Origin of the sequence: Thiothrix subterranea (assembly GCF_016772315.1) — a bacterium.
Lineage (GTDB): Bacteria > Pseudomonadota > Gammaproteobacteria > Thiotrichales > Thiotrichaceae > Thiothrix > Thiothrix subterranea.
In genome coordinates, this window is the sequence record NZ_CP053482.1 from 348,230 (window position 1) to 369,730 (window position 21,501).

Below are 21,501 nucleotides of genomic sequence, written 5' to 3' on the forward strand. Positions count from 1 at the left end.
CACTCCGTAAATCGCATGGGCGAAGGAAAAGACTCGCATCATAATACGAATGCATGGGGGATTACACCCCAAAAAGTGTGCGAGTATTGATTTTTTCAGGCTAAAAGCGGCGGGCATAAAAAAGCCACGTTGCGTGACGTGGCTTTTGAATTTCTTGGTGGCTACACCTAGATTCGAACTAGGGACCCCATCATTATGAGTGATGTGCTCTAACCAACTGAGCTATGTAGCCAAGAGGCCGCGATAATAGCGATCCTCACGGGTGTTGTCAACGAATTTTGAAATTATTGCACCGCCACACCCGCTGCCACCAATAACAAGGCGACAATCACCGTCAAATGCAAACGCATTTTGCCATAACTCGATGATAACTTATCGAATAACAGCAATGCATCGACCACATAAGCAAACACCACCAAACCCGCCAATACAAATAGCGCCCATTGAATCGGCAGCAACAACGCAAACCACGCCAACACACTCGGCACCACGCTAAACAGCAACAACTTACCGAGTTCGCTCTCATTCAGCGTATCCTGCATTCCCAACGCCACGCCCCAATGCACCGCACCAAGGAAACTCAAAATAAGCGCCGCATACGCCGCCAGCCACCAATCCAATCGCACACTTTCCAACAGCGGCACATCCATTCCTAGCAATAACGCCACGGTCAAAGCAAAAAACGGCACTAAGCCGCCATAACCTAACCGCCACATTACTGTCGGCAAAGCACGTTTGGGCTGCATGAGATTCTCCTATTTAGCTGGCATCACTGTTTCACAAAAATCAGCTTGTCGGTGGCGAAACCAAGGCTTTTCGCCTTATCCACCAAGCGCTGTTGCACCGCTACATCCAATTGCGGCGTGCGCGACAAAATCCACAAATACTCGCGATCATTGCCCGCAATCAGCGCGTATTGGTAATTTGGGTCGAGTTCCACGATATTATAGCCGCCGTAAAACGGGCCAAAGAACGATACTTTCAATTGCCCAACATCTTGTGCACCGACAAATTTAGCACGGCCTTCCGCCTCTTCCTGTTTCTGCTTAGCCGTGTTGTAACCACGATTAATGACGCGAATATCACCATCCTCACGCAAGCTGTATTCCGCCGTTACATGTTCCAAGCCACGCTCAAAAGAATGATCCAATCGTGCCACTTCATACCATTTGCCCAAATAACGGTCAGCTTGAAAACCTGTCACCGGCGTTATGCCATCTGGAATTCCAACGCAACCGGATAACCACAGCATCAAACCCAACAACCACGCGAAAGATAATTTTTTATAACACTTCATGAAAAACTCCTTATAAAGTGTAATGATAATAGCATCGAAGTTGTACAGTACTGATAAGCATCAAGAATCTTGCGGTTTAAGACCATCACAACAGCACGCTTCACCCAATCAACACCGAACGCATCGAAATCGAGCCGTAAGCAAAGCCTTCGACCGGATAACTGACGCGCTCCCCTGCATCTTTGAACGCCAACGCATACAGTAACGGCAAATAATGCTCAATGGTCGGAACAGCAAGCTGCGCATCCTCCCCGAACCCAGCATAATTCAGCAACGGCTGATGCCTATCATTATTGATGCAAGCACACACCGCCTGATCAAAGCGTTGCGCCCAATCAAAAGCATGATCTTCCGGCAAAGCCATACGCCGCAAATTATGTACAATATTACCACTACATAGCACCAACACCCCTTCAGTACGCAAAAAAGCCAGTTGCTGCGCCAAAGCATAATGGGCGGCGGGTGGCTGAGTCGCATCCATGCTCAACTGAATCACCGGAATATCCGCCTGTGGATACATCACGGACAGCGGACACCATGCGCCATGATCCAGCCCCCAGCGCTCATCCAACCCAATATGCGCATGGTTAACCTGCTGAACAATCCGTTCCGCCAGCGCTGGCGCACCGGGCGCGGGGTATTGCATCTGAAACAAGCGAGCATCCATACGCCCGAAGTCGTGAATAGTGCGCGGTTGCAACATCGCCGTTACCAGCGTTTTAGCGTGCGTCAGCCAATGCGCGGAAACCACCACGATTGCTTTGGGACGCGGCAAGTTTTGCGCCAATTGTCGCCAAGCACGGGTATAACGGTTGTCACTCAACACCAATGTCGGCGCACCGTGACCGATAAAAACCACCGGCATTTTTGGCAGATGCTCAGCCATATCACGATCCACTCCCCTACCCCGTAAACGCTTCTTTGGAAGCCAAATACGCCCATTCATCCGCCGTACTCTCTCGCCCTAACACCGCATTACGGTGTGGAAAACGCCCAAACCGCCGCACAATGTCACGGTGATGGCGGGCAAACTTCGCATTCGCTTCTAAACCAGCAGCATCAAATAAGCGCACCGACTCATCTTGATCGGCTAAATGTTCGCTGTGCATCAAGGGCATGTAGAGGAAACTGCGGCGTTCCAGTGGCAACACTGTATCAAACCCACGTTGCACCGCCTGTTTGCTGACGGCAACCGCTTGCTGTTCGGTAGAAAAACTGCGGACTTCCCCCCGAAACATATTCAGCGGGAACTGATCCAACACGATACACAAAGCCAAGCAACCTTCCGGCGTTACTTGCCAAGCATCTAACTCACCTGCCGCCGCCTGCTCCCAGAGTGCGGCGAAACGCTCGCGGATGTCGGCATCAATGACAGGCGTGGACGTAAACCAATGTTCTGACATCGGCGGGCTGTACCAAAAATCGAGAATGTCATCAGGGGTAATCATGCGTAATTCCTCATTATCAGTGCAAACCGTGTATTCATAGCTTGTCAGCAGTCATAGTGCAAAAAGCGGAATCACACTAAGGTCTCTTGAAATATATTAGAAAAAACTTATATTTAACGTTAGTAATTCAAAAGGTTAATCCGCACATGACAATATCAAAAGTAACCTGCTTCCACGACGGTGAATGCCCCATCTGCAACCTCGAAATCAACGGCATGAAAAAGCTGGATACAGCGGGCAATATTCAGTGGGTTGACATCACCCAAGAACCCGAAGCCTTGGCAGCGGCAGGCATCACCTACAAGCAAGCAATGGAGCGTATTCACGTCATCGGCGCAGATCAGCAAATGCAAACAGGTGTACGCGGTTTCATTCAAGTGTGGAAACAGCTCCCTTACTACCGACGCATCGCTGGCTTGGTCGAGCGTTTGCCGTTCTTGATTCCGTTGATGGAAGGTGGTTATCGCGTATTTGCGTACTGGCGGTTGCCGCTCACTGGCAAAAGACGCCTGCAATAAATGCTCAAAAACTCGCAGGCAACGCTTTAAACGCCTGCTGATAATTCAACTGCGCAATGCCCGACAATTGCATCGACTTACCCAACGAACTCGCCAACGCCGACGCAAACACGCGCTGATAAAACGGCAGGGATGCCACATACACCGGCAATGCCGCTTCCAGCGTTGGACTCGCCTGCAACGCCTGCTCCAACGTTGCTCGCCGCGTGCGAATGTAGGCAAGAAATGCTGCGTCTTGCGCGGTTTCTGCACTCAATTCCAACGTCCACGCCAAATCATCATGCAATTCACAGCAGCCAATCACCTGATCAAATGTTGGCACACTCCATTGCTGCGGGAACACCGGCGAAAGCTGAAAACGTTCACCGTAGCGATACAACCAATACTTACGCCCGCGCACAGGCTTGAAGCTAAAGCGACTTTCCAACACAAACATCGAGGTAAACAAATCCGCCGTCATTTGTTCAAGGTGTTTCGGCACAATGCGCACACCGCTGCTGGCATTGCCCAACGCCGCTAATACTGGCACTAGCCCTTTGCCTTGCGGGTTCGGATTTTTCTGTTTCACGATTTCATTCCTAACGGGTGCGTTGCGATGGGCAGACAAATCGCCCGACCAGAAAACCACGCTTGCCCAAATGTTTGGTGGTGCGCCCCGCCATGCGTTTGCGCCACATCCTAAAGCTGGATGGCTGCATCTGCTGGCGCATCAAATCAATCACCGCCGTTTCGTTCAAACCGTAGAGCGTATGAATCGCCTCAAACGGCGTGCGGTCTTCCCACGCCATTTCCACGATGCGGCTCAAGTCGGCCTCATTGAAAGCAGTTTTGTATAACTTCATCTGAAAAATACCTTGTAAACTCTCCCGATAATAGCACCAGACTTATACATTACTGATAATCAGCAGTAACACTGCGGTTTAAGGATTCAACACAGTACATGGCACACCACAAACCCACCCTCCCCCACAAAACCTGCCCCGTCTGCCAACGCCCCTTCGCGTGGCGCAAAAAATGGGAAAAATGCTGGGATGAGGTGAAATACTGTTCCGAACGTTGCCGCCGCAGCCGCGACACGGGCGCACCCCATGCGTAAATTGTGCCTGATTTTCGGCGACCAACTCGATCGCGCCTCACCGCTGTTCAAAGACTTCGACCCGCAACAAGATTACCTGTGGATGGCGGAAGTCGCCCAAGAAGCCACGCACGTCTGGTCACACAAGCAACGCATTGCGCTGTTTTTTGCTGCCATGCGCCATTTCGCGGCCGAACTCACCGTCAAGCAATACCCCTTGCACTACCAGCAACTCGATCAGCACCACGCCACCAGTTTAGGCGAAGCACTGGCACTGACCCTGCAAACCACTTCGCCCGCCGAAGTGTGGCTGGTACGCCCCGGCGATTACCGCGTCTTGCTGGAAATTGTCGCCACCTGCAAGCACTACAACACCCCGCTGAAACTGCTCAGCGACACCCATTTCCTCTCCACTCCCGGCGAATTCCGCCGCTGGGCAGGCGAACGCAAGCAATTACGCATGGAATATTGGTATCGGGAATTGCGCAAACGCTACAATATTCTGCTCGAAGACGGCAAGCAGCCCATCGGTGGCAACTGGAATTACGACAGCGACAACCGCAAATCCTTTCCCAAATCCGGCCCGACTGCCGTGCCTACGCCCCCGAACTTCGCCGCCGACACGATTACGCAAGCAGTCATTCGGCTAGTGAATGCGCGTTTTCCCGATCACCCCGGCACACTGGATAGCCTGCAATGGCCGGTCACTCCCGTACAAGCGCAACAAGCGCTTACCCGTTTTCTTGATCAAGCCCTGCCCCAATTCGGCGATTTTCAAGATGCCATGTGGCAAAATCAGCCCTTCCTCAACCATTCTTTGCTTGCCAGCAGTCTCAACCTCAAGTTGCTGAATCCGCTGGAGGTTATCCGCCAAGCCGAAGCACGTTACTGGCAACACCGCGCCTCCTTAGCCGCCGTTGAAGGTTTCATCCGCCAAATTCTCGGCTGGCGCGAATACGTGCGCGGTTTGTATTGGCTGCACATGCCCGACTGGTACGAATGGAACGCGCTCGATGCGCAACGCAATTTGCCCGCGTTTTACTGGACGGGCGATACCGAGATGAATTGCCTGCGGGAGAGTATTGGGCAAACCTTGCAACACGGTTACGCGCACCACATCCAACGCCTGATGGTGACGGGGCTATTTGCGCAGCTTTACGGCGTGAAACCCATCAAAGTACACGAATGGTATCTCGCCGTTTACGTCGATGCGGTCGAATGGGTGGAATTGCCCAACACGCTGGGCATGAGCCAATACGCGGATGGTGGGCGCATGGCGTCCAAACCGTACATTGCCAGCGGCAAATACATCCAAAAAATGAGCAATTACTGCCAGCATTGCCGTTTCAACCCTGCCAAATCGGTAGGGCAAGATGCCTGCCCATTCACTACGCTGTTTTGGGATTTTCTGGATCGGTACGAAGCGCGGTTTGCCGCACACCCGCGCATGGGGTTTATGGTAAGCAACTTGCGTAAATTATCCGCCACTGAGCGTGACGCGATTCGAGCGCAAGCCCACCACTTTCATCAACAGCATTCAACCTGAAGGAATTCGCATGTACCGAGCCAAACTCCAAGCCCAACTCAAATCCCTGAGCAAAGTCGACCCTGCCACGCAATGCTGGGAATGGCAGGGGCAAATTTCCAACAGCGGACGCGGGCGCATTATGATTCAGGACGATGGAATGCCGCGCACCGTCGGGGCTGACGATGCCAGCTACATTGCTTTTTTCGGCGAAATTCCGCCCAAAACACTGGTGCGCCAAACCTGCGGTAATCGCTTGTGCATCAACCCCGAACACCTCGAACTGATGAAACTGCCATGACCACGATTGACGAAAAACACAATGCCAGCGTTCCCGCCGGTCGCTTTGCACGCATGGCACGCCTCGGCTCACTCGCCACAGGAGTTGCAGGCGGCATGATCGCCGAAGGAGCGCGGCAACTCGCCCAAGGCAATCGCCCCAAAGTCAGCGATTTGCTGCTAACCCCCGCCAATGCCAAGCGCGTTGCCGACGAGCTGGCACGGTTGCGCGGTGCTGCCATGAAAGTCGGGCAATTGTTGTCGATGGATGCTGGCGATATATTGCCTGCCGAACTTACTGAAATCCTTTCGCGCCTGCGTTCCGAGGCCAAACCCATGCCCCTGAGCCAATTGGCAAAAGTGCTGGATGAGAATTGGGGCAAAGGCTGGAATGCACGCTTCCAACAGTTTTCCTTCCAACCGTTGGCGGCGGCGTCCATCGGGCAAGTGCACTCGGCACACACCAAAGACGGGCGGCATTTGGCGCTAAAAATTCAATACCCCGGCGTGCGCGAAAGCATTAGCAGTGACGTGGATAATGTGGCGACTTTATTGCGCCTCTCCGGTTTGATTCCGAAAGGCGTGGACTACAAACACCTGTTGGAAGAAGCCAAGCAGCAATTGCATCAGGAAGCTGATTATTTGCAAGAAGCCGCGCACATGCGGCGTTACCAAACCCTGTTGGCGGATAGCCCCGAATTCACGCTTGCTGCCGTGCATGACGATTTCACCACTGTGAATATTCTGGCAATGACGCACATTGGCGGCGTGCCGATTGAATCGCTGGTAAATGCGCCACAGGAAGAACGTGACCGCGTGGTGAGTTTGCTCATGGGTTTGTTGTTCCGCGAAATTTTCAATTTTCGGCTGGTGCAAACCGACCCGAACTTTGCCAATTACCGTTACGACCGTGATACCCAGCAATTGATTTTGCTGGATTTTGGCGCAACCCGCGAATACCCCGCTTACATTGCGGAAGGTTATCAGCAGGTGATGCAAGGTGCCGGGCAACAAGATCGCGCCATGATGGACGCGGGCGCGGCACAAATCGGTTTCTTTCAGGAATACATCAAGCCCGAACAACGCGAGGCTGTGCTGGATTTATTTGTGCAAGCTTGCGAACCGTTACGTTGGCAAGGCGCGTATGATTTTGGCACCTCAAATCTGCCCAGCCGAATTCGCGATGCGGGCATGGCGTTGAGCATGGAACAGGATTACTGGCATACACCGCCTGCGGATGCGTTGTTTTTGCACCGCAAGCTGGGTGGGTTGTATTTGTTAGCGGCGAAACTGCGGGCGCAGGTGGATGTCGGTGGGTTATTTGCGCAAGTTTCCTACTCCTAGCAGCGGATATTAATTTTCTGTTGGAAATACGCTACAGTAGTATCCACACAATAAGCTTATCCAAGGTCAGATTATTTCAGTGAACACTGCTACAGCCCCTTATTCAGCGTTGCTCCAGCAACTCAAAGACATTTTGCCGGAGGATGCGATTCTCACCGCGAAGGAGGATTTGCACCCCTATGAGTGTGACGGCATGAGCGCTTATCGGCGTTTGCCCCTCGCTGTGGTCTTGCCTACCACCACCGAACAAGTGCAATTGATCCTCAAAACGTGTTCGCGCTTGAAAGTGCCGGTGGTGGCACGTGGCGCAGGTACGGGGCTTTCCGGCGGGGCGTTGCCTCACGCACAGGGCATTGTGTTGAGTCTGGCGCGTTTCAAACAAATTCTGAACATCGACACCGCCAATCTACACGCCCGTGTCCAACCGGGGGTACGCAACCTCGCGATCAGCCAAGCCGTGGATCATTTAGGGCTGTTTTACGCCCCCGACCCCTCGTCACAAATTGCCTGCTCGATTGGCGGAAATGTGGCGGAAAATTCCGGCGGGGTGCATTGCCTGAAATACGGCTTGACGGTACACAATATTCTCGAAATTCAACTCGTCACCATTGACGGCGAACTCATGACCATCGGCAATGACCGCCAAGACACCCCCGGCTACGATTTACTGGCATTGCTGACCGGCTCGGAAGGCATGTTGGGCGTGGTGGTCGAAGTATTGGTGAAACTCACCGTCAAACCCGATACGGTGCAAGTGTTAATGGCAGATTTCGCGGCAGTGAACGATGCCGGTGATGCAGTCGCCGCGATTATCAGCAAAGGCATTATCCCCGCCGGGCTGGAGATGATGGATAACCCCGCGCTGCGTGCCGCCGAAGATTTCATCCACGCAGGCTACCCGATTGATGCGAACGCCATTTTGCTGTGTGAACTCGATGGCACCGAAGATGAAGTCAGCGAACAAGTCGCCCGCGTCAGTGCCATTCTCAAAAATCACCGCGCTGGCACGATTCACATTGCCAAAACCGCTGCCGAACGTGCGCGTTTATGGGCAGGGCGCAAAGCCGCATTCCCCGCCGTGGGGCGCATCTCCCCGGATTATTACTGCATGGATGGCACGATTCCCCGCAAACATCTGGCGCACGTATTGAACAAAATTAATGACTATTCGCAGCAATACGGCTTAGGGGTTGCGAATGTGTTCCACGCTGGTGACGGTAATTTACATCCTTTGATTCTGTACGATGCCAATCGCGCCGGTGAATTAGAAAAAGCCGAACGTTTCGGTGCCGATATTCTGGAATTATGTGTTAAAGTCGGTGGTTCTATCACGGGCGAACATGGCGTTGGGCATGAAAAGCTGGACTCGATGTGTGTGCAATTTGGCGAAGCCGAACTCGAAGTCTTCCATGCCGTCAAACGTGCATTCGACCCTGACGAACTACTAAACCCCGGAAAAGCTGTCCCTACCTTGCACCGTTGCGCAGAACTGGGTGCCATGCACGTCCATCACGGACAGCTTTCTCACCCTGAACTGCCAAGATTTTGATTCGGGCCTGATATGACTGCTGATAACGATATAACCTCAACATTGCAAGAACAGGTCGTAGCAGGGATTGCTGCCAATCAACCGTTAACCATCATCGGTGGCGGCAGCAAAGCCTTCTACGGCAACGAAACCCAAGGCACCGCCTTGCAAGTTTCTCCGCACACCGGCGTGATTGCTTACGAACCCTCAGAGTTGTGCATCACCGCCCGTGCAGGGACACGCTTGCAAGACATTGAAACATTGCTTGCCGCTAATGGGCAGAAACTGGCATTTGAACCACCCTGCTTCAGCCCCGAATCTACCATCGGTGGTGTGGTTGCAGCCGGTTTATCCGGTCCCGCTCGCCCTTGGGCAGGTTCGGTGCGTGACCATGTACTCGGCGTAAAGCTAATCACCGGCTACGGCAAAGTGGCAAGCTTTGGCGGGCAAGTCATGAAAAACGTCGCGGGTTACGACATTTCGCGGCTGATTACCGGCTCCATGGGGACGCTTGGCGTCATTCTGGAAGTCTCGCTGAAAGTCATGCCGCGTCCCGTTACCGAACTGACACTGGCGCTGGAAATGCCCAGCGAAGAAGCGTTTGAGTTAACCACCACCATGCGCCGTTCCACTTTTCCCTTGAGCGCTACCTGTTATTTTGACGGTTGCCTGTATTTGCGGCTGAGTGGCGTACCCAGCCATGTGTTTGCCTCGCACCGCAAAATTGGCGGCGAAGCCATCAATAATGCCGACGAATTCTGGTTAGCCTTGCGCAACCAAACCCACGAATTTTTCCAGCAATACGACCGCCCACTGTGGCGCTTATCGTTCCCGCCAGCCACCAGCGTTATCAGCCGCTTGGAAGGCAATTCCTTGGTGGAATGGGGCGGCTCGCAGCGTTGGGTCTACACCAATATTCCGGTCAATTTGATCCGCAATATTGCGCACAAAGGCAGCGGTCACGCCACGGTGTATCGCGGCAGTTTGCCGGGGGTTAACCCCTTCCATCCACTGCCTGATAATTTACGCAATGTGCAACAACGCTTGAAACAGGCGATGGATCCGCACGGTATTTTCAACCCTGGTCGAATGTACAAGGACTGGTAATGCAAACCCAGATACTCTCCGCACTGCGGCACACCTCGGCAGGCAAAGTTGCCGAAGACATTTTGCGCCGCTGCGTACACTGCGGCTTTTGCAATGCCACCTGCCCCACGTATCAATTGCTTGGCGATGAAAACGACGGCCCACGCGGGCGTATTTACCTCATCAAACAACTGATGGAAGGCAATCTGGAAAACACCCCAGACAGCGGGCGCAAAACGCTGCAACACCTTGACCGTTGCTTGCTGTGCCGCAGTTGCGAAACCACCTGCCCTTCTGGAGTCGAATACGGCAAATTATTGGATATTGGGCGACATCTCGCCGAAGAGCATGTCGGGCGTGACCGCGCTGATAGCACCTTGCGCAAACGTTTACGCACGTTTTTGCCTAAAACCAACTTATTTAGTTTGGGCTTAACGTTGGGGCGCACTTTTAAACCCCTGTTGCCTGAAAAACTCGCCAGCAAAATTACCGCGCCACGCCCGGCGGGTGATTGGCCTAAAGCCCGCCATAATCGCTGGATTTTGGTGCTGGAAGGCTGCGTGCAACCCGCGCTTTCCCCCGACATCAATGCGGCAACCGCACGGGTATTAGACAAACTCGGCATCAGTTTAGTGGTTGCCCCCAAAGCCGGGTGCTGTGGCGCGGTCAGCCAGCACTTGGGTGCGCCAGACGATGCATTGGAATACATGAAACGCAATATCGACGCATGGTGGCCTTACCTATCCAAGCAAGGTGGCGGTGTCGAAGCGATTGTTACCACCGCCAGCGGTTGCGGCGTGATGGTGAAAGAATACGCTCACCACCTGCGTCACGACCCGGAATACGGGATTAAAGCCGAACGCATTTCCAACTTGTGCAAAGACATTGCCGAAATCATTGCCAAAGAAAATTACCAGCAACTCGCACCCACTCAAGCCACAAAAGTTGCATGGCATCCGCCTTGCACTTTGCAACACGGGCAAAAGATTCGCGGTGTGGTGGAAAATATCCTCACAGACTGCGGCTATGTACTCGTCCCCGTGGCGGACGAACACTTGTGTTGCGGTTCAGCGGGTACGTACTCGATTTTGCAGCCGGAACTTTCCCAGCAATTGCGCCGCAATAAATTAGCCAACTTGACCGCAAACGCGCCCGAAGCGATTGTGACCGCCAATATTGGCTGCCAGACGCATTTGCAGGAAGGCAGTGATTTGCCGGTGATGCACTGGATTCATTTGCTGGATAAATCCGGCTAAGGCGTGTCACTCAAAAAGAAAGTCGCTAAGGCCAAATCAGCAGGGCGGGTGATTTTCAGATTGCGGGCATCGCCTTCCACTAGTACAGGATGCAGCCCAGCGTGTTCAAGCACCGAGGCTTCATCCGTTACCGCCACACCCTTTGCCCAAGCATCAGCCAGCGCACTGCGCAATAGCCCCACGCTTGCCATTTGCGGGGTAAGCGCGTGCCATAAACCATTACGGTCTTCGGTGTGTGAAATTCGCGTTGCATCGACTTGAGCGCGTTTCATGGTATCACGCACCGGCGTGGCGAGAATTGCGCCAGCCACTTCCTTGCCGCCGATGGCTAACAGCTTATCCAAATCAGCGCGGCTTAAGCAGGGGCGAGCCGCATCGTGTACCAGCACCCCTGTTTCTGGCGCAATCTGCAAAGTATCTACCAAATAATTCAAGGCATTGCGTACCGAATCTGAGCGTTCACGCCCACCGGGAGCGGTGTGCAACTGCTGGTACTGGTTAAGCGTGGTTGCCATGAGTTCTGCCCAAAACGGATCGCCCCTACTCACCGCCACCACAATCCCCGTAACCGCCGGATGGGTTAGAAAACAATCCAAGGTGTGTTCAATCACCGTTTTACCCAGCAGCGGCAGGTATTGTTTCGGTCGATCGGCTTGCATCCGCGCCCCGACTCCGGCAGCAGGAATAATTACCCATACCTTATTCGACATGCGGCGCAACCTTCACTTGTGGCACCGGCGCAGTGGCTTCTGGGTCGGACTTTAGAATCACCTGATAAAACGTTTCGCCTTCACGCACCATGCCCAATTCGCTGCGGGCATGTTCTTCCACCGCGTCGTCGTCTTTGGATAAACCCACCACGTCCATTTGTAGCTTGCGCTTGATTTCAGCTTGTTGATCATTCGCCGCGTTTTGCTGCTCAATTTTTTGTTCCAAACGTCCAATGTCGGGGTAACTCGCAGGCCCTGCCCACAAGCGTACAAACAGAACAAATGCCAATAAGCTGAGAATCCAAGATAAAATGCGTGTCATATTCATAAATGCAGTGTCAACAATCGTAAAAGCTATTCATCGCAAAAGGATAGCAGATGATACCGAATCGCTGACAAAAAACATCAACGCCCCCGTAAAAACTTTCCTTTGAATCCGCAAATCATACCATTCATCAGCAAATCAGCCGCGTTAAGATTTTACCTCCCCAGCTTTTGCCAATTATTAATTACTATAAAAATGCGTGGTGCGGAGCATTGCTGGCAGGAAGCGAAACGCTGCTCACACACCATCCAAACAGGTTGCTGCCTAGCAGCAACTTCTATTGCATAGTGACAAGGAGATTAGTCATGACATCTATTAATAGTGGGTATGGGGCAAACGATTACAGTAATAGCTTCAAAAATACCGGGGCGCAAGATCTTTCCAGTAGCAAATTGGATACCAAAACGACCGACAGTTTTAATAAAAATGCGCAGGGTTCTGGACAAGACGCACTGGAAGGCAAGGATTTTTCCAGTCTGTTCGCCATTCTTGAAAACCTGATCAAAAGCCTGAGCAGTGGTAGCACGGAAGGCAGCAAAGGCGATGATAGTAAAGGCGGCGATTCTGCCTGTGGTAAAAGTTCAGGCTGTGCGGGCAGTGGTGAGGCTGGCAACATTAGCGGCGGCAGCAAAAGCGATAAGGACGATGATTCTTCCGACGGTCGTGGTAAAGGCGGCTCAAGCAGCAGTCACGGTGGCAGCAAAGGTGATTCAGACACTACGGTGGGCTGTTCCAACAAAAGCAGCGGCAAAGGCAAAGATTAATTCTTATTGCCCAGCCTAATAAAAAAGCCCCCAGCCTATCGCTAGACTGGGGGCTTTTCAGTTCAGACCAGTTAGTGGCAGCTTAGCCTAACTGTTTAAACGCTGATTTTCCCGCATAAGTACCCTTGCTACCCAACTGCTCCGCAATACGCAGCAACTGGTTGTACTTGGCAATTCGGTCGGAACGCGACAATGAACCCGTCTTAATCTGGCAAGCATTAGTCGCCACGGCAATGTCTGCAATCGTGGTGTCTTCGGTTTCGCCCGAACGGTGTGAAACCACCGCCGTATAACCCGCTTTATGCGCCATACCAATCGCTTCCAAGGTTTCAGTCAGCGTACCAATCTGATTAACTTTGATCAGGATAGAGTTCGCAATCCCCTTGTCGATGCCTTCTTGCAGAATCTTGGTATTGGTCACAAACAAATCATCACCAACGATCTGCACACGCTTGCCCAGCACATTGGTGAAATGCGCCCAACCAGCCCAATCGCCTTCCGCCATCGCATCTTCAATGGTCAGAATCGGGTATTGGTTAACCCAGTTTTCGAGGTAAGCGGTGAACTCTTCGGCGCTGAACTGCTTGCCTTCGGATTCCAAATCGTATTTACCGTTTTTGTAGAACTCGGAGCTGGCAACGTCCAGACCCAGCCAGATGTCTTGACCTGCTTTGAAACCGGCTTTATCAATCGCTTCCAGAATGACTTCAATTGCCTGTTCGTTGGAGGACAGGTCAGGAGCAAAACCGCCTTCGTCGCCCACGGCAGTGTTCATGCCACGCTTTTTCAGCACGGATTTGAGGTTATGGAACACTTCTGCACCGTAACGTACCGCTTCCTCCATGCTGGTTGCGCCGACGGGCAGAATCATGAATTCCTGCATGTCCACGCTATTGTCCGCGTGTGCGCCACCGTTGATGATGTTCATCATGGGCACGGGCAGCTTGTAGGAATCGGCCTTGCCGAGGTATTGGTACAGTGGCAAACCTTGGTCGTTAGCTGCCGCGTGTGCGGTTGCCATTGACACTGCCAGCAGCGCGTTTGCACCCAAACGGGCTTTGTTTTCAGTGCCATCCAGCGCGATCATCGCGCGGTCGATGCCGCCTTGATCGGTGACATCCATGCCCGCAACGGCTTTGGCGATTTCGCCGTTCACGTTGGCAACGGCGGTTTGCACGCCTTTGCCCATGTAACGTGCACCACCGTCGCGCAATTCAATCGCTTCACGCGAACCTGTGGATGCGCCGGACGGCACAGCCGCACGCCCCATCACGCCATTGCTGAGGATAACATCGGCTTCCACGGTAGGGTTGCCACGGGAATCGACGATTTCACGCGCCCTTACTGATTTAATTTCAGACATAATCTCTATTTCCCAATTAAACTTACAAAGTATTTTCTAGCAATTTTTGTGCCTTGATGACGCGATCCAACTCGACCAGCGTGATCAGTAATTCTTCCATGCGATCCATCGGCCATGAATTCGGGCCATCGCTCAGCGCATTGGCGGGGTCGGGGTGCGATTCCATGAATAGCCCAGCAATGCCGACCGCTACCGCCGCACGCGCCAACACAGGTACGTGTTCGCGTTGCCCGCCAGAACAACTGCCCTGCCCGCCCGGTAATTGCACCGAGTGCGTGGCATCAAACACCACCGGGCATTGCGTATCGCGCATAATCGCCAAACTGCGCATATCCGACACAAGGTTGTTGTAGCCGAAGCTGTAACCACGTTCGCACACCATAATCTGCTGATTGCCAGTCGCACGCGCTTTTTCGACTACGTTACCCATATCCCACGGCGCGAGGAACTGGCCTTTTTTAATGTTCACCGGCTTGCCAGTACGCGCCACCATTTGGATGAAGTTGGTCTGGCGGCACAAGAATGCTGGCGTTTGCAACACATCCACCACGCTGGCGACTTCATCCATCGGCGTATCTTCGTGCACATCCGTCAACACAGGCACACCAATCTCAGTTTTGACGCGCTCCAGAATCCGCAAACCCGCTTCCAAGCCCACGCCGCGTGCGCTGTTATGCGACGAACGGTTAGCTTTGTCGAACGACGATTTGTAGATAAACGGAATGCCCAAACGGGTGGTCATGTCCTTCAGCTTACTCGCCGTTTCCAGTGCCAGCTTTTCGGTTTCAATCGCACAAGGGCCTGAAATCAGGAAAAATGGCTGATCCAGCCCTACGTCAAATCCGCACAGTTTCATGATCGTTTGCTGCTCGTTTTGGTTTCGTGATAACGGCGTGCCGCGCTGACAAAGCCGCTAAACAGCGGATGCCCTTGGCGTGGACGCGAGGTAAATTCCGGGTGGAACTGGCAAGCCAAAAACCACGGGTGATCTTGCAATTCGATCATTTCAATCAAATTGCCGTCGATGGACGTGCCGGACAAAATCAGCCCGTGCTTTGCCAACGTTTCGCGGTAATGGTTGTTGAATTCGTAACGGTGGCGATGGCGTTCGACGATTTGCGCCGCGCCGTAAGTGGTGCGTGCCAATGAGCCTTCTTGCAACACGCACGGCTGCCCACCAAGGCGCATCGTGCCGCCCAGATCGGAATCGTGGGAACGCTTTTCAATCGTGCCGTCTTCGGCTTGCCATTCGGTAATCAAACCGATGACGGGATGTGGCGAATCGGGCGCGAATTCGGTGCTGTGTGCGCCTGCCAAGCCTGCGCAATGGCGTGAGAATTCGATGACCGCGACCTGCATCCCCAAGCAAATGCCGAGGTAAGGCACGTTGTTTTCACGCGCATACTGGGCTGCACGGATTTTGCCTTCGACACCGCGATTACCGAAACCGCCGGGGACGAGAATCGCATCGACTTTGCCTAAGAGTTCAAAGGCTTGTTCGTCATCGGATTCGAGGCGTTCGGAATCGAGGTAGTGAATCCTGACCTTGGTATGTGTTTGGATGCCCGCGTGGGTCAGCGCTTCGTTCAAGGATTTGTACGATTCGGTCAAATCGACGTATTTGCCGACCATCGCCACGGTGATTTCCGCTTCGGGGAATTCCATCGAGCTGACCACATTTTTCCAGTCGGAAAGATCAGCTTCCGGCAAATTGGTTAACCCGAATTTTTCGGCAACGATGCGATCCAATTTTTGCGCGTGCAGCCACAGGGGGATTTTGTAGATATTGTCCAAATCTACCGCCGAAATGACAGCGCGTTCTTCCACATTGGTGAACAGAGAAATCTTTTTGCGCTCGTTTTCGGGGAACGGGCGTTCGCTGCGGCACAGCAAAATATCGGGCTGGATACCGATGGAACGCAATTCCTTGACCGAGTGCTGGGTGGGCTTGGTTTTTAATTCGCCCGCTGCGGCAACATATGGCAACAAGGTTAAGTGGATAAACAAAGCATTGCTACGCCCTTCTTCCACACCCATTTGGCGGATGGCTTCCATGAAGGGCATGGCTTCGATGTCGCCAACCGTGCCGCCGATTTCGACCATCGCAATGTCGGCATCACCCGCGCCCGCACGCACGCAACGTTTGATTTCGTCGGTAATGTGCGGAATCACTTGCACGGTTGCGCCGAGGTATTCGCCGCGCCGTTCCTTGCTGATGACCGTCTGGTAAATGCGCCCGGTGGTAAAGTTGTTGAGCTTGCTGGCTTTGAAACCGACAAAACGCTCGTAATGCCCCAGATCGAGGTCGGTTTCTGCGCCATCTTCCGTGACGAAGACTTCGCCGTGTTGGAACGGACTCATGGTACCGGGGTCGACGTTGATGTAGGGGTCAAGTTTGAGCATCGTGACTTTTAAGCCACGCGCTTCAAGGATTGCACCGAGAGAGGCGGCAGCAATGCCTTTCCCTAAAGAGGAAACCACGCCGCCAGTGATGAAAATATATCGAGCCATAGGGGGAAATACGCATCCGTGTGAGTCACAATTATGCGGGCGCATCCTACCATAGATGGATGGGTTTTGCTAAGGCAAGAAAGTTAGGAATGCCCACCGACAGCTTCCCACCAGAAACCACTTTCCTCTTTGTATCAAATCTGGGACACTTAAAAGCATAAGAACGACGCTGGATACACTGCATTGAAAATAGCCAAATTTATCGGCAACGCGCTGGAAACCATCCGGCAGTTTCCACCGGAGGCCAAACGGCTGGCAGGCCATGCCATCGACAATGTGCAACAGGGTGAAATGCCAGACGACTGGAAGCCGATGGCAACAGTCGGATCGGGTGTCTATGAAATCCGCATAAAAACAGACTTGCCGAAAGAACAATACCGAATTTTTTACGTTGCCAAGTTTGAAGATGCAGTTTACATCCTGCACGCTTTCCAGAAGAAAACCCAGCAGACCGCTCAGCGTGATATTGAAGCAGGTCGTAGAGCATACCAACAGGCACTAGAGGAACAGAAAAAATGAGTGAATTAATCGTACAAAGTTTCAGCAGCGTCTGGGATGCCTTGGAAGATGACCCCATCCAACGGGCTAACCTCAAACTGCGCTCAGCCCTAATGATCGAAATTAAGAAATGGTACAACACCAGTAGCATGACGCAAGCAGAAGCAGCCAAGGTATTGGGTACAACTCGCCCGCGCCTGAACGATGTACTGCACGGAAAAATTGACCGTTGCACCATCGACCGGCTGGTCAACATGCTGGAAGCAGCCGGTCGTCATGTGACCCTGAGCATAGCGGCATAAGATGTACAGATATATTACCATCCCCCTGCTGCTTGCCATCCTGCTATCCCCCCCCACGCTGGCAGCGTCGCAAGACGTGCGCACCATCCCCACCACCAACGCCGCGCAACCCTTCGAGCTTGCCGCCAAGCTGCAATGGAATCCTCACGACAACCAGTGGGACAAAGTGCTAGTCCTCTACAACGGCAACCCCAGCCCACCCACTAATCACCCGGTGTGGGCATACCTCAACAGTATGCAAATCCCCGCCCGCGCCGCGACCAAAGCTGGGGAAAACCTCTACTACAAAGCCTTCCACAGCAACGCCTTCTGTGACGGCAACACCCCTCTCACCTCCGGTAAACCGCTACGCATCACCTTCGACCAAAACACCCCCGGCCATTACACCGAAAAAGACTACTTCCGCGCCTGGAACTGCCCCGGCTGGAGCATGGGCTTAAACAATGTCAGCATCGTCGGCAAGCAAGAAGCCCGCAATGGTCAAGGGCAAGCCTTACGCCTCAACATTCCCAAAGGCACATCCGGTTGCGTCAACGAAAAAGACTGCGCCAACTGGAAACCGCACATCGGTGCACAACTCGACAGCCTGTATTACTCGTACTGGGTCAAATTCCCGGAAAACTTCGACTTCGTGCGCGGCGGCAAACTCCCCGGCATAGGCAGCTTTGAACCCCGCGTCGGCGGCGTAAAACCCAATGGCAACGACGGCTGGAGCGTGCGCGTGATGTGGGACAAAGACGGCAAACTGGGGCAATACGTCTACCACCCCGACCAATCCAAAAACTTCGGCGACTTTTTCGTATGGGATATGCCCCCCGTGGAAAACGGTCAGTGGTATCACATCAAAACCTTGGTACGCCTCAACACCCCCGGCAAACGCGATGGCATTATCACCACATGGCTCAATGGCAAACAGGTGCTAGACAAACGCGACCTACGCTTCCGCAACAGCAGCAATCTCCAGATCGAACGCTTCCTGTTTGCCGTATTCTTCGGCGGCACAGGCGCAGAATGGGCACCCAAACGTGATATGCTGCTCTATCTTGACGACTTTACCCTCTCCGCTACCCCACACTGATTATGCTAACAACTCAAATTCTTTTCCCGCGCCGTTGGCTTTACCTGATACTGCTAACTTGGTTGGCATTGCCACTGCACGCCGCCGATAATGAATTCCCCAGCGAGCGGTTGGAGGAAATCAGCGCTGAACTCAACACCACGGAAACGACATTCCAGCAACTTGAGAAACAAAAGCGGCTCGATCTCAACAAGCTCGATAGCCTGACCGCCACGGCAGCACGTCTGGAACAAGTCGCCAAAACCTGTGTCGCGCAACAGGAACAACAACAAACCCAAACCCAACAAGCCACGGACAGTTTGGGTGAAGCCAATACCGACGAAGACGCGGACGTCAAACGCAAACGCCAAGAACTCACAGAACAAAAACAGCAGCTTGAAAAAACCTTATCCCAATGCCGCTTACTCAGCCTGCGAGCGGCTACCTTATTGACGGATACCCGCCAATCTCGACAGATTTTACTTAAAGATCAGCTATTTGCTTACAGTTACTCCGTAATCGACCACTTGGAAGTGATACTGCTGGAATCCGGCGTATGGAAAACTGAAATTAGTGGTTTATTGCGTGTATTAACCAACCTCCCCTTGAACAAAACCAATGTGTGGATCGCACTCGCTTACGGTATCGCCGGGTTGATTGCGGGGCTGTTTTGGAGTATTCACAAACGCCGTCAATACCGTGAAACAATACCGCCGATTCACGCCACCAGCCCCACGCTGGCAGCGGTGTGGATTAGTCTGTTACGCTTTTTACCTTACACCTTGTTTGCAGGCTTAGCGGCATTGTCGCTCTATTTTGCACCGCCGGGTGTACCTCTTATCTTGCAATTTACGCAAGCGTTGCTGTTATTTGGCATCAGCTACGGCATTATGCATTCGCTATTGCGCCCCGCCGGACAGGTTGAAGGCGTTGTCCCCGCGACACAGCAAACAGGACACAAATTGTATTTCTGGGCGCGACTGCTGATCGTTACCACTTTAATCGGCACAATTTTTCATTCGCCACTGCTAGATTCCGCTACGCAAGCCAGCACTGCCCCCAGCCATTTCGTGGGATTAATACGAGTTGCGCTAGGTACAGTGATTGGCTTTTCACTTGCTCGTCTCATTTGGCTCATGTCTGATCACTTTTTGTTTATCCAACACACGCGGCTGCATTGGTTGGCAGTGGGTGCGTTGCTGGTTTCTGTTAGCAGTTTATGGCTGGGCTACCGCAATTTTTCGGTATTTTTGTTTACCGGCGTCTTTGGCACGCTATTTTTGTTACTGGTGGCGTGGTTGCTACTCAAAATTCCAGCAGAAATCTTTGATGGACTGGATGTCGGGCGCACCCCTTGGCAACAACGTTTGCGGCAACAACTGGGGTTGCGCAGCAATCAAATCGTGCCCGGTTTGTTGTGGCTACGCCTTGCGAATATGCTGGTAGTTTCTGGCGGATTGCTAATTTTGTCACTGCGGCTGTGGGGGATGCCAGAGCAAAACTTTACCCTGTTGCTGACGCAACTTGCCAGCGGTATCAAGATTGGCGGCTTCACGCTGGAACCCTTGCGCATTATCGGCGGCTTGCTGATCGTCGCGCTATTGGTCAGTCTCACGCATGTGATGAAGAAAAATCTGGCAGAAAGTTGGTTACGCCGCACCACCTTGAGCCGGGGCGCACGTGAAGCGATTACTACCGTTTCGGGCTATACCGGTATTTTGCTGGCGATTTTAATGGGCTTGTCGGTAGCGGGTATTCAGTTTGAAAATCTGGCGATTATTGCGGGGGCATTATCGGTCGGGATCGGTTTTGGCTTGCAAAACATCGTCAATAATTTCGTATCTGGGTTGATTTTGCTGTTTGAACGCCCGATCCGGCGCGGCGATTGGATCACGGTAGGCACGGCGGAAGGTTATGTGCGCGACATTAGCATTCGCTCCACGACCATCCAGACCTTTGATCGTTCTGACATTATTGTACCGAACTCGCAAATCATTTCTGGGCAAGTCACCAATATGATGCTGAACGACAATTTCGGCAGAGTGATTATTCCCGTCAATGTGGCTTATGGTGTTGACACCGAACAGGTTATGGCAATATTACAAGAGGCTGCCAATGCACACCCATTGGTATTGAAAGATCGTAGTGATATGAAAATTAACGTATTCTTTCGATCATTTAGCGATAATGCACTCAATTTTGAATTACGTTGCTTTATTCGGGATATTGAAACAAAAGCCAGAGTCATCAGCGATTTGAACTTAGCGATTGATAAGGCGCTACGCCAACAAGAAATACCCATGCCTTTTATTCGCAGTGAGCCGTATACGTGGTCAGGAAAAACTGTCAAATCGCAAGATTTAAGCTAGAATATGCGCTTCTCATCGTTTGGCCCCATAGTTTAATGGATAAAACGGCCCCCTCCTAAGGGGCAGCTACAGGTTCGATTCCTGTTGGGGCCGCCATCACCGGGTACTGATTCATAAAAAAAGCCCTTACAAATGGCAATCTGTAAGGGCTTTTTCATGATGTATTGGTCGGGACGAAAGGATTCGAACCTTCGACCCCCACACCCCCAGTGTGGTGCGCTACCAGGCTGCGCTACGCCCCGACGT

The 21,501-nt window shown here is 52.7% G+C and carries 23 protein-coding genes, 3 tRNA genes and 1 pseudogene; 14 read left to right on the forward strand and 13 right to left on the reverse strand.

Translation table 11 applies throughout. The features are described 5' to 3' along the window. Positions 1 to 155: 155 nt before the first annotated feature. The 5 genes from HMY34_RS01675 to HMY34_RS01695 all read right to left on the reverse strand — a co-directional run bounded on the left by HMY34_RS01675 (position 156) and on the right by HMY34_RS01695 (position 2,745). Positions 156 to 232, reverse strand: a tRNA-Met gene (locus HMY34_RS01675). Positions 233 to 284: 52 nt separating this feature from the next. Next, positions 285 to 746: a DUF3429 domain-containing protein gene (locus tag HMY34_RS01680; RefSeq protein ID WP_202717436.1), complete on the reverse strand. Its 462-nt coding sequence runs from the start codon at positions 744 to 746 to the stop codon at positions 285 to 287. Positions 747 to 769: 23 nt separating this feature from the next. Beyond that, the gene (locus tag HMY34_RS01685; protein ID WP_202717437.1) at positions 770 to 1,297 is read right to left on the reverse strand and encodes a lipocalin family protein; all 528 of its coding nucleotides are present in this window, start codon (positions 1,295 to 1,297) and stop codon (positions 770 to 772) included. Between the two features lie 100 nt (positions 1,298 to 1,397). Further along, positions 1,398 to 2,183, reverse strand: a complete 786-nt coding sequence (gene ygiD / locus HMY34_RS01690; RefSeq protein ID WP_202717438.1) for a 4,5-DOPA-extradiol-dioxygenase — start codon at positions 2,181 to 2,183, stop codon at positions 1,398 to 1,400. Between the two features lie 16 nt (positions 2,184 to 2,199). Further along, entirely contained in the window at positions 2,200 to 2,745 is a 546-nt protein-coding gene (locus tag HMY34_RS01695; protein WP_228287951.1) for a DUF924 family protein, read from the reverse strand. A 146-nt stretch (positions 2,746 to 2,891) separates the two neighbouring features. Between HMY34_RS01695 and HMY34_RS01700 the strand changes: the two genes are divergently transcribed. Beyond that, entirely contained in the window at positions 2,892 to 3,263 is a 372-nt protein-coding gene (locus HMY34_RS01700; protein ID WP_202717439.1) for a thiol-disulfide oxidoreductase DCC family protein, read from the forward strand. Positions 3,264 to 3,267: 4 nt separating this feature from the next. Here the strand turns inward: HMY34_RS01700 and HMY34_RS01705 are convergent, their stop codons facing one another. Then, positions 3,268 to 3,831 (reverse strand): hypothetical protein, encoded by a 564-nt coding sequence (locus HMY34_RS01705; RefSeq protein WP_202717440.1) that lies wholly within the window; start codon positions 3,829 to 3,831, stop codon positions 3,268 to 3,270. Positions 3,832 to 3,841: 10 nt separating this feature from the next. Then, positions 3,842 to 4,105 carry a TIGR03643 family protein gene (locus HMY34_RS01710; RefSeq protein WP_202717441.1) on the reverse strand — a complete coding sequence of 88 codons (264 nt, stop codon included), beginning with the start codon at positions 4,103 to 4,105 and terminating at the stop codon, positions 3,842 to 3,844. 98 nt (positions 4,106 to 4,203) lie between these two features. Here HMY34_RS01710 and HMY34_RS01715 point away from each other — a divergent pair, with 98 nt between their 5' ends. The 7 genes and pseudogenes from HMY34_RS01715 to glcF all read left to right on the forward strand — a co-directional run bounded on the left by HMY34_RS01715 (position 4,204) and on the right by glcF (position 11,356). Then, positions 4,204 to 4,359, forward strand: coding sequence for a DUF2256 domain-containing protein (locus HMY34_RS01715; RefSeq protein WP_202717442.1), 156 nt, complete (start codon positions 4,204 to 4,206; stop codon positions 4,357 to 4,359). Continuing rightward, complete coding sequence (locus HMY34_RS01720) at positions 4,352 to 5,884, forward strand: cryptochrome/photolyase family protein (protein ID WP_202717443.1); 1,533 nt, start codon at positions 4,352 to 4,354, stop codon at positions 5,882 to 5,884. The genes HMY34_RS01715 and HMY34_RS01720 overlap by 8 nt, the downstream gene beginning before the upstream one ends. 10 nt (positions 5,885 to 5,894) lie before the next feature. Next, positions 5,895 to 6,164: an HNH endonuclease family protein gene (locus HMY34_RS01725; protein WP_202717444.1), complete on the forward strand. Its 270-nt coding sequence runs from the start codon at positions 5,895 to 5,897 to the stop codon at positions 6,162 to 6,164. After that, complete coding sequence (locus HMY34_RS01730; RefSeq protein WP_202717445.1) at positions 6,161 to 7,486, forward strand: ABC1 kinase family protein; 1,326 nt, start codon at positions 6,161 to 6,163, stop codon at positions 7,484 to 7,486. The genes HMY34_RS01725 and HMY34_RS01730 overlap by 4 nt, the downstream gene beginning before the upstream one ends. A 79-nt stretch (positions 7,487 to 7,565) precedes the next feature. Next, a complete protein-coding gene (locus tag HMY34_RS01735) occupies positions 7,566 to 9,035 on the forward strand; it encodes an FAD-linked oxidase C-terminal domain-containing protein (protein ID WP_202717447.1) in 1,470 nt (489 codons plus the stop codon). A gap of 12 nt (positions 9,036 to 9,047) precedes the next feature. After that, a pseudogene (gene glcE / locus HMY34_RS01740) lies at positions 9,048 to 10,055 on the forward strand (glycolate oxidase subunit GlcE); the annotation flags it as partial. Positions 10,056 to 10,120: 65 nt separating this feature from the next. Next, a complete protein-coding gene (glcF, locus tag HMY34_RS01745; RefSeq protein ID WP_202717449.1) occupies positions 10,121 to 11,356 on the forward strand; it encodes a glycolate oxidase subunit GlcF in 1,236 nt (411 codons plus the stop codon). Here glcF and ispD read toward each other — a convergent pair. Continuing rightward, positions 11,353 to 12,066, reverse strand: coding sequence for a 2-C-methyl-D-erythritol 4-phosphate cytidylyltransferase (ispD, locus tag HMY34_RS01750; RefSeq protein WP_202717451.1), 714 nt, complete (start codon positions 12,064 to 12,066; stop codon positions 11,353 to 11,355). The genes glcF and ispD overlap by 4 nt on opposite strands. Beyond that, entirely contained in the window at positions 12,056 to 12,388 is a 333-nt protein-coding gene (locus HMY34_RS01755; protein WP_202717452.1) for an FtsB family cell division protein, read from the reverse strand. Before HMY34_RS01755 ends, ispD begins: the two co-directional genes overlap by 11 nt. A gap of 308 nt (positions 12,389 to 12,696) precedes the next feature. Here HMY34_RS01755 and HMY34_RS01760 point away from each other — a divergent pair, with 308 nt between their 5' ends. After that, the gene (locus HMY34_RS01760; protein WP_202717453.1) at positions 12,697 to 13,155 is read left to right on the forward strand and encodes a hypothetical protein; all 459 of its coding nucleotides are present in this window, start codon (positions 12,697 to 12,699) and stop codon (positions 13,153 to 13,155) included. A gap of 82 nt (positions 13,156 to 13,237) precedes the next feature. Here the strand turns inward: HMY34_RS01760 and eno are convergent, their stop codons facing one another. The 3 genes from eno to pyrG are packed head-to-tail and all read right to left on the reverse strand — an operon-like array spanning position 13,238 to position 17,029. Next, the gene (gene eno / locus HMY34_RS01765; RefSeq protein ID WP_202717455.1) at positions 13,238 to 14,518 is read right to left on the reverse strand and encodes a phosphopyruvate hydratase; all 1,281 of its coding nucleotides are present in this window, start codon (positions 14,516 to 14,518) and stop codon (positions 13,238 to 13,240) included. Between the two features lie 22 nt (positions 14,519 to 14,540). Next, positions 14,541 to 15,374, reverse strand: a complete 834-nt coding sequence (gene kdsA, locus HMY34_RS01770) for a 3-deoxy-8-phosphooctulonate synthase (protein ID WP_202717456.1) — start codon at positions 15,372 to 15,374, stop codon at positions 14,541 to 14,543. Further along, a complete protein-coding gene (gene pyrG / locus HMY34_RS01775; protein ID WP_202717458.1) occupies positions 15,371 to 17,029 on the reverse strand; it encodes a CTP synthase in 1,659 nt (552 codons plus the stop codon). The genes kdsA and pyrG overlap by 4 nt, the downstream gene beginning before the upstream one ends. Before the next feature lie 183 nt (positions 17,030 to 17,212). Here pyrG and HMY34_RS01780 point away from each other — a divergent pair, with 183 nt between their 5' ends. The 5 genes from HMY34_RS01780 to HMY34_RS01800 all read left to right on the forward strand — a co-directional run bounded on the left by HMY34_RS01780 (position 17,213) and on the right by HMY34_RS01800 (position 21,351). After that, positions 17,213 to 17,548 (forward strand): type II toxin-antitoxin system RelE/ParE family toxin, encoded by a 336-nt coding sequence (locus HMY34_RS01780; protein ID WP_202717459.1) that lies wholly within the window; start codon positions 17,213 to 17,215, stop codon positions 17,546 to 17,548. Beyond that, positions 17,545 to 17,829, forward strand: coding sequence for a helix-turn-helix domain-containing protein (locus tag HMY34_RS01785; protein WP_202717460.1), 285 nt, complete (start codon positions 17,545 to 17,547; stop codon positions 17,827 to 17,829). The genes HMY34_RS01780 and HMY34_RS01785 overlap by 4 nt, the downstream gene beginning before the upstream one ends. 1 nt (position 17,830) lies before the next feature. Next, on the forward strand, positions 17,831 to 18,907 hold the full coding sequence (locus tag HMY34_RS01790) for a polysaccharide lyase (protein ID WP_228287952.1): 1,077 nt from the start codon (positions 17,831 to 17,833) through the stop codon (positions 18,905 to 18,907). Between the two features lie 2 nt (positions 18,908 to 18,909). Next, the gene (locus tag HMY34_RS01795; RefSeq protein WP_202717462.1) at positions 18,910 to 21,255 is read left to right on the forward strand and encodes a mechanosensitive ion channel domain-containing protein; all 2,346 of its coding nucleotides are present in this window, start codon (positions 18,910 to 18,912) and stop codon (positions 21,253 to 21,255) included. A 21-nt stretch (positions 21,256 to 21,276) separates the two neighbouring features. After that, positions 21,277 to 21,351: transfer RNA gene (locus HMY34_RS01800), tRNA-Arg, on the forward strand. Positions 21,352 to 21,420: 69 nt separating this feature from the next. On the opposite strand, the gene HMY34_RS01805 is transcribed toward HMY34_RS01800, so the two are convergent. Next, a tRNA-Pro gene (locus tag HMY34_RS01805) sits at positions 21,421 to 21,497 on the reverse strand. Positions 21,498 to 21,501 lie beyond the last annotated feature (4 nt).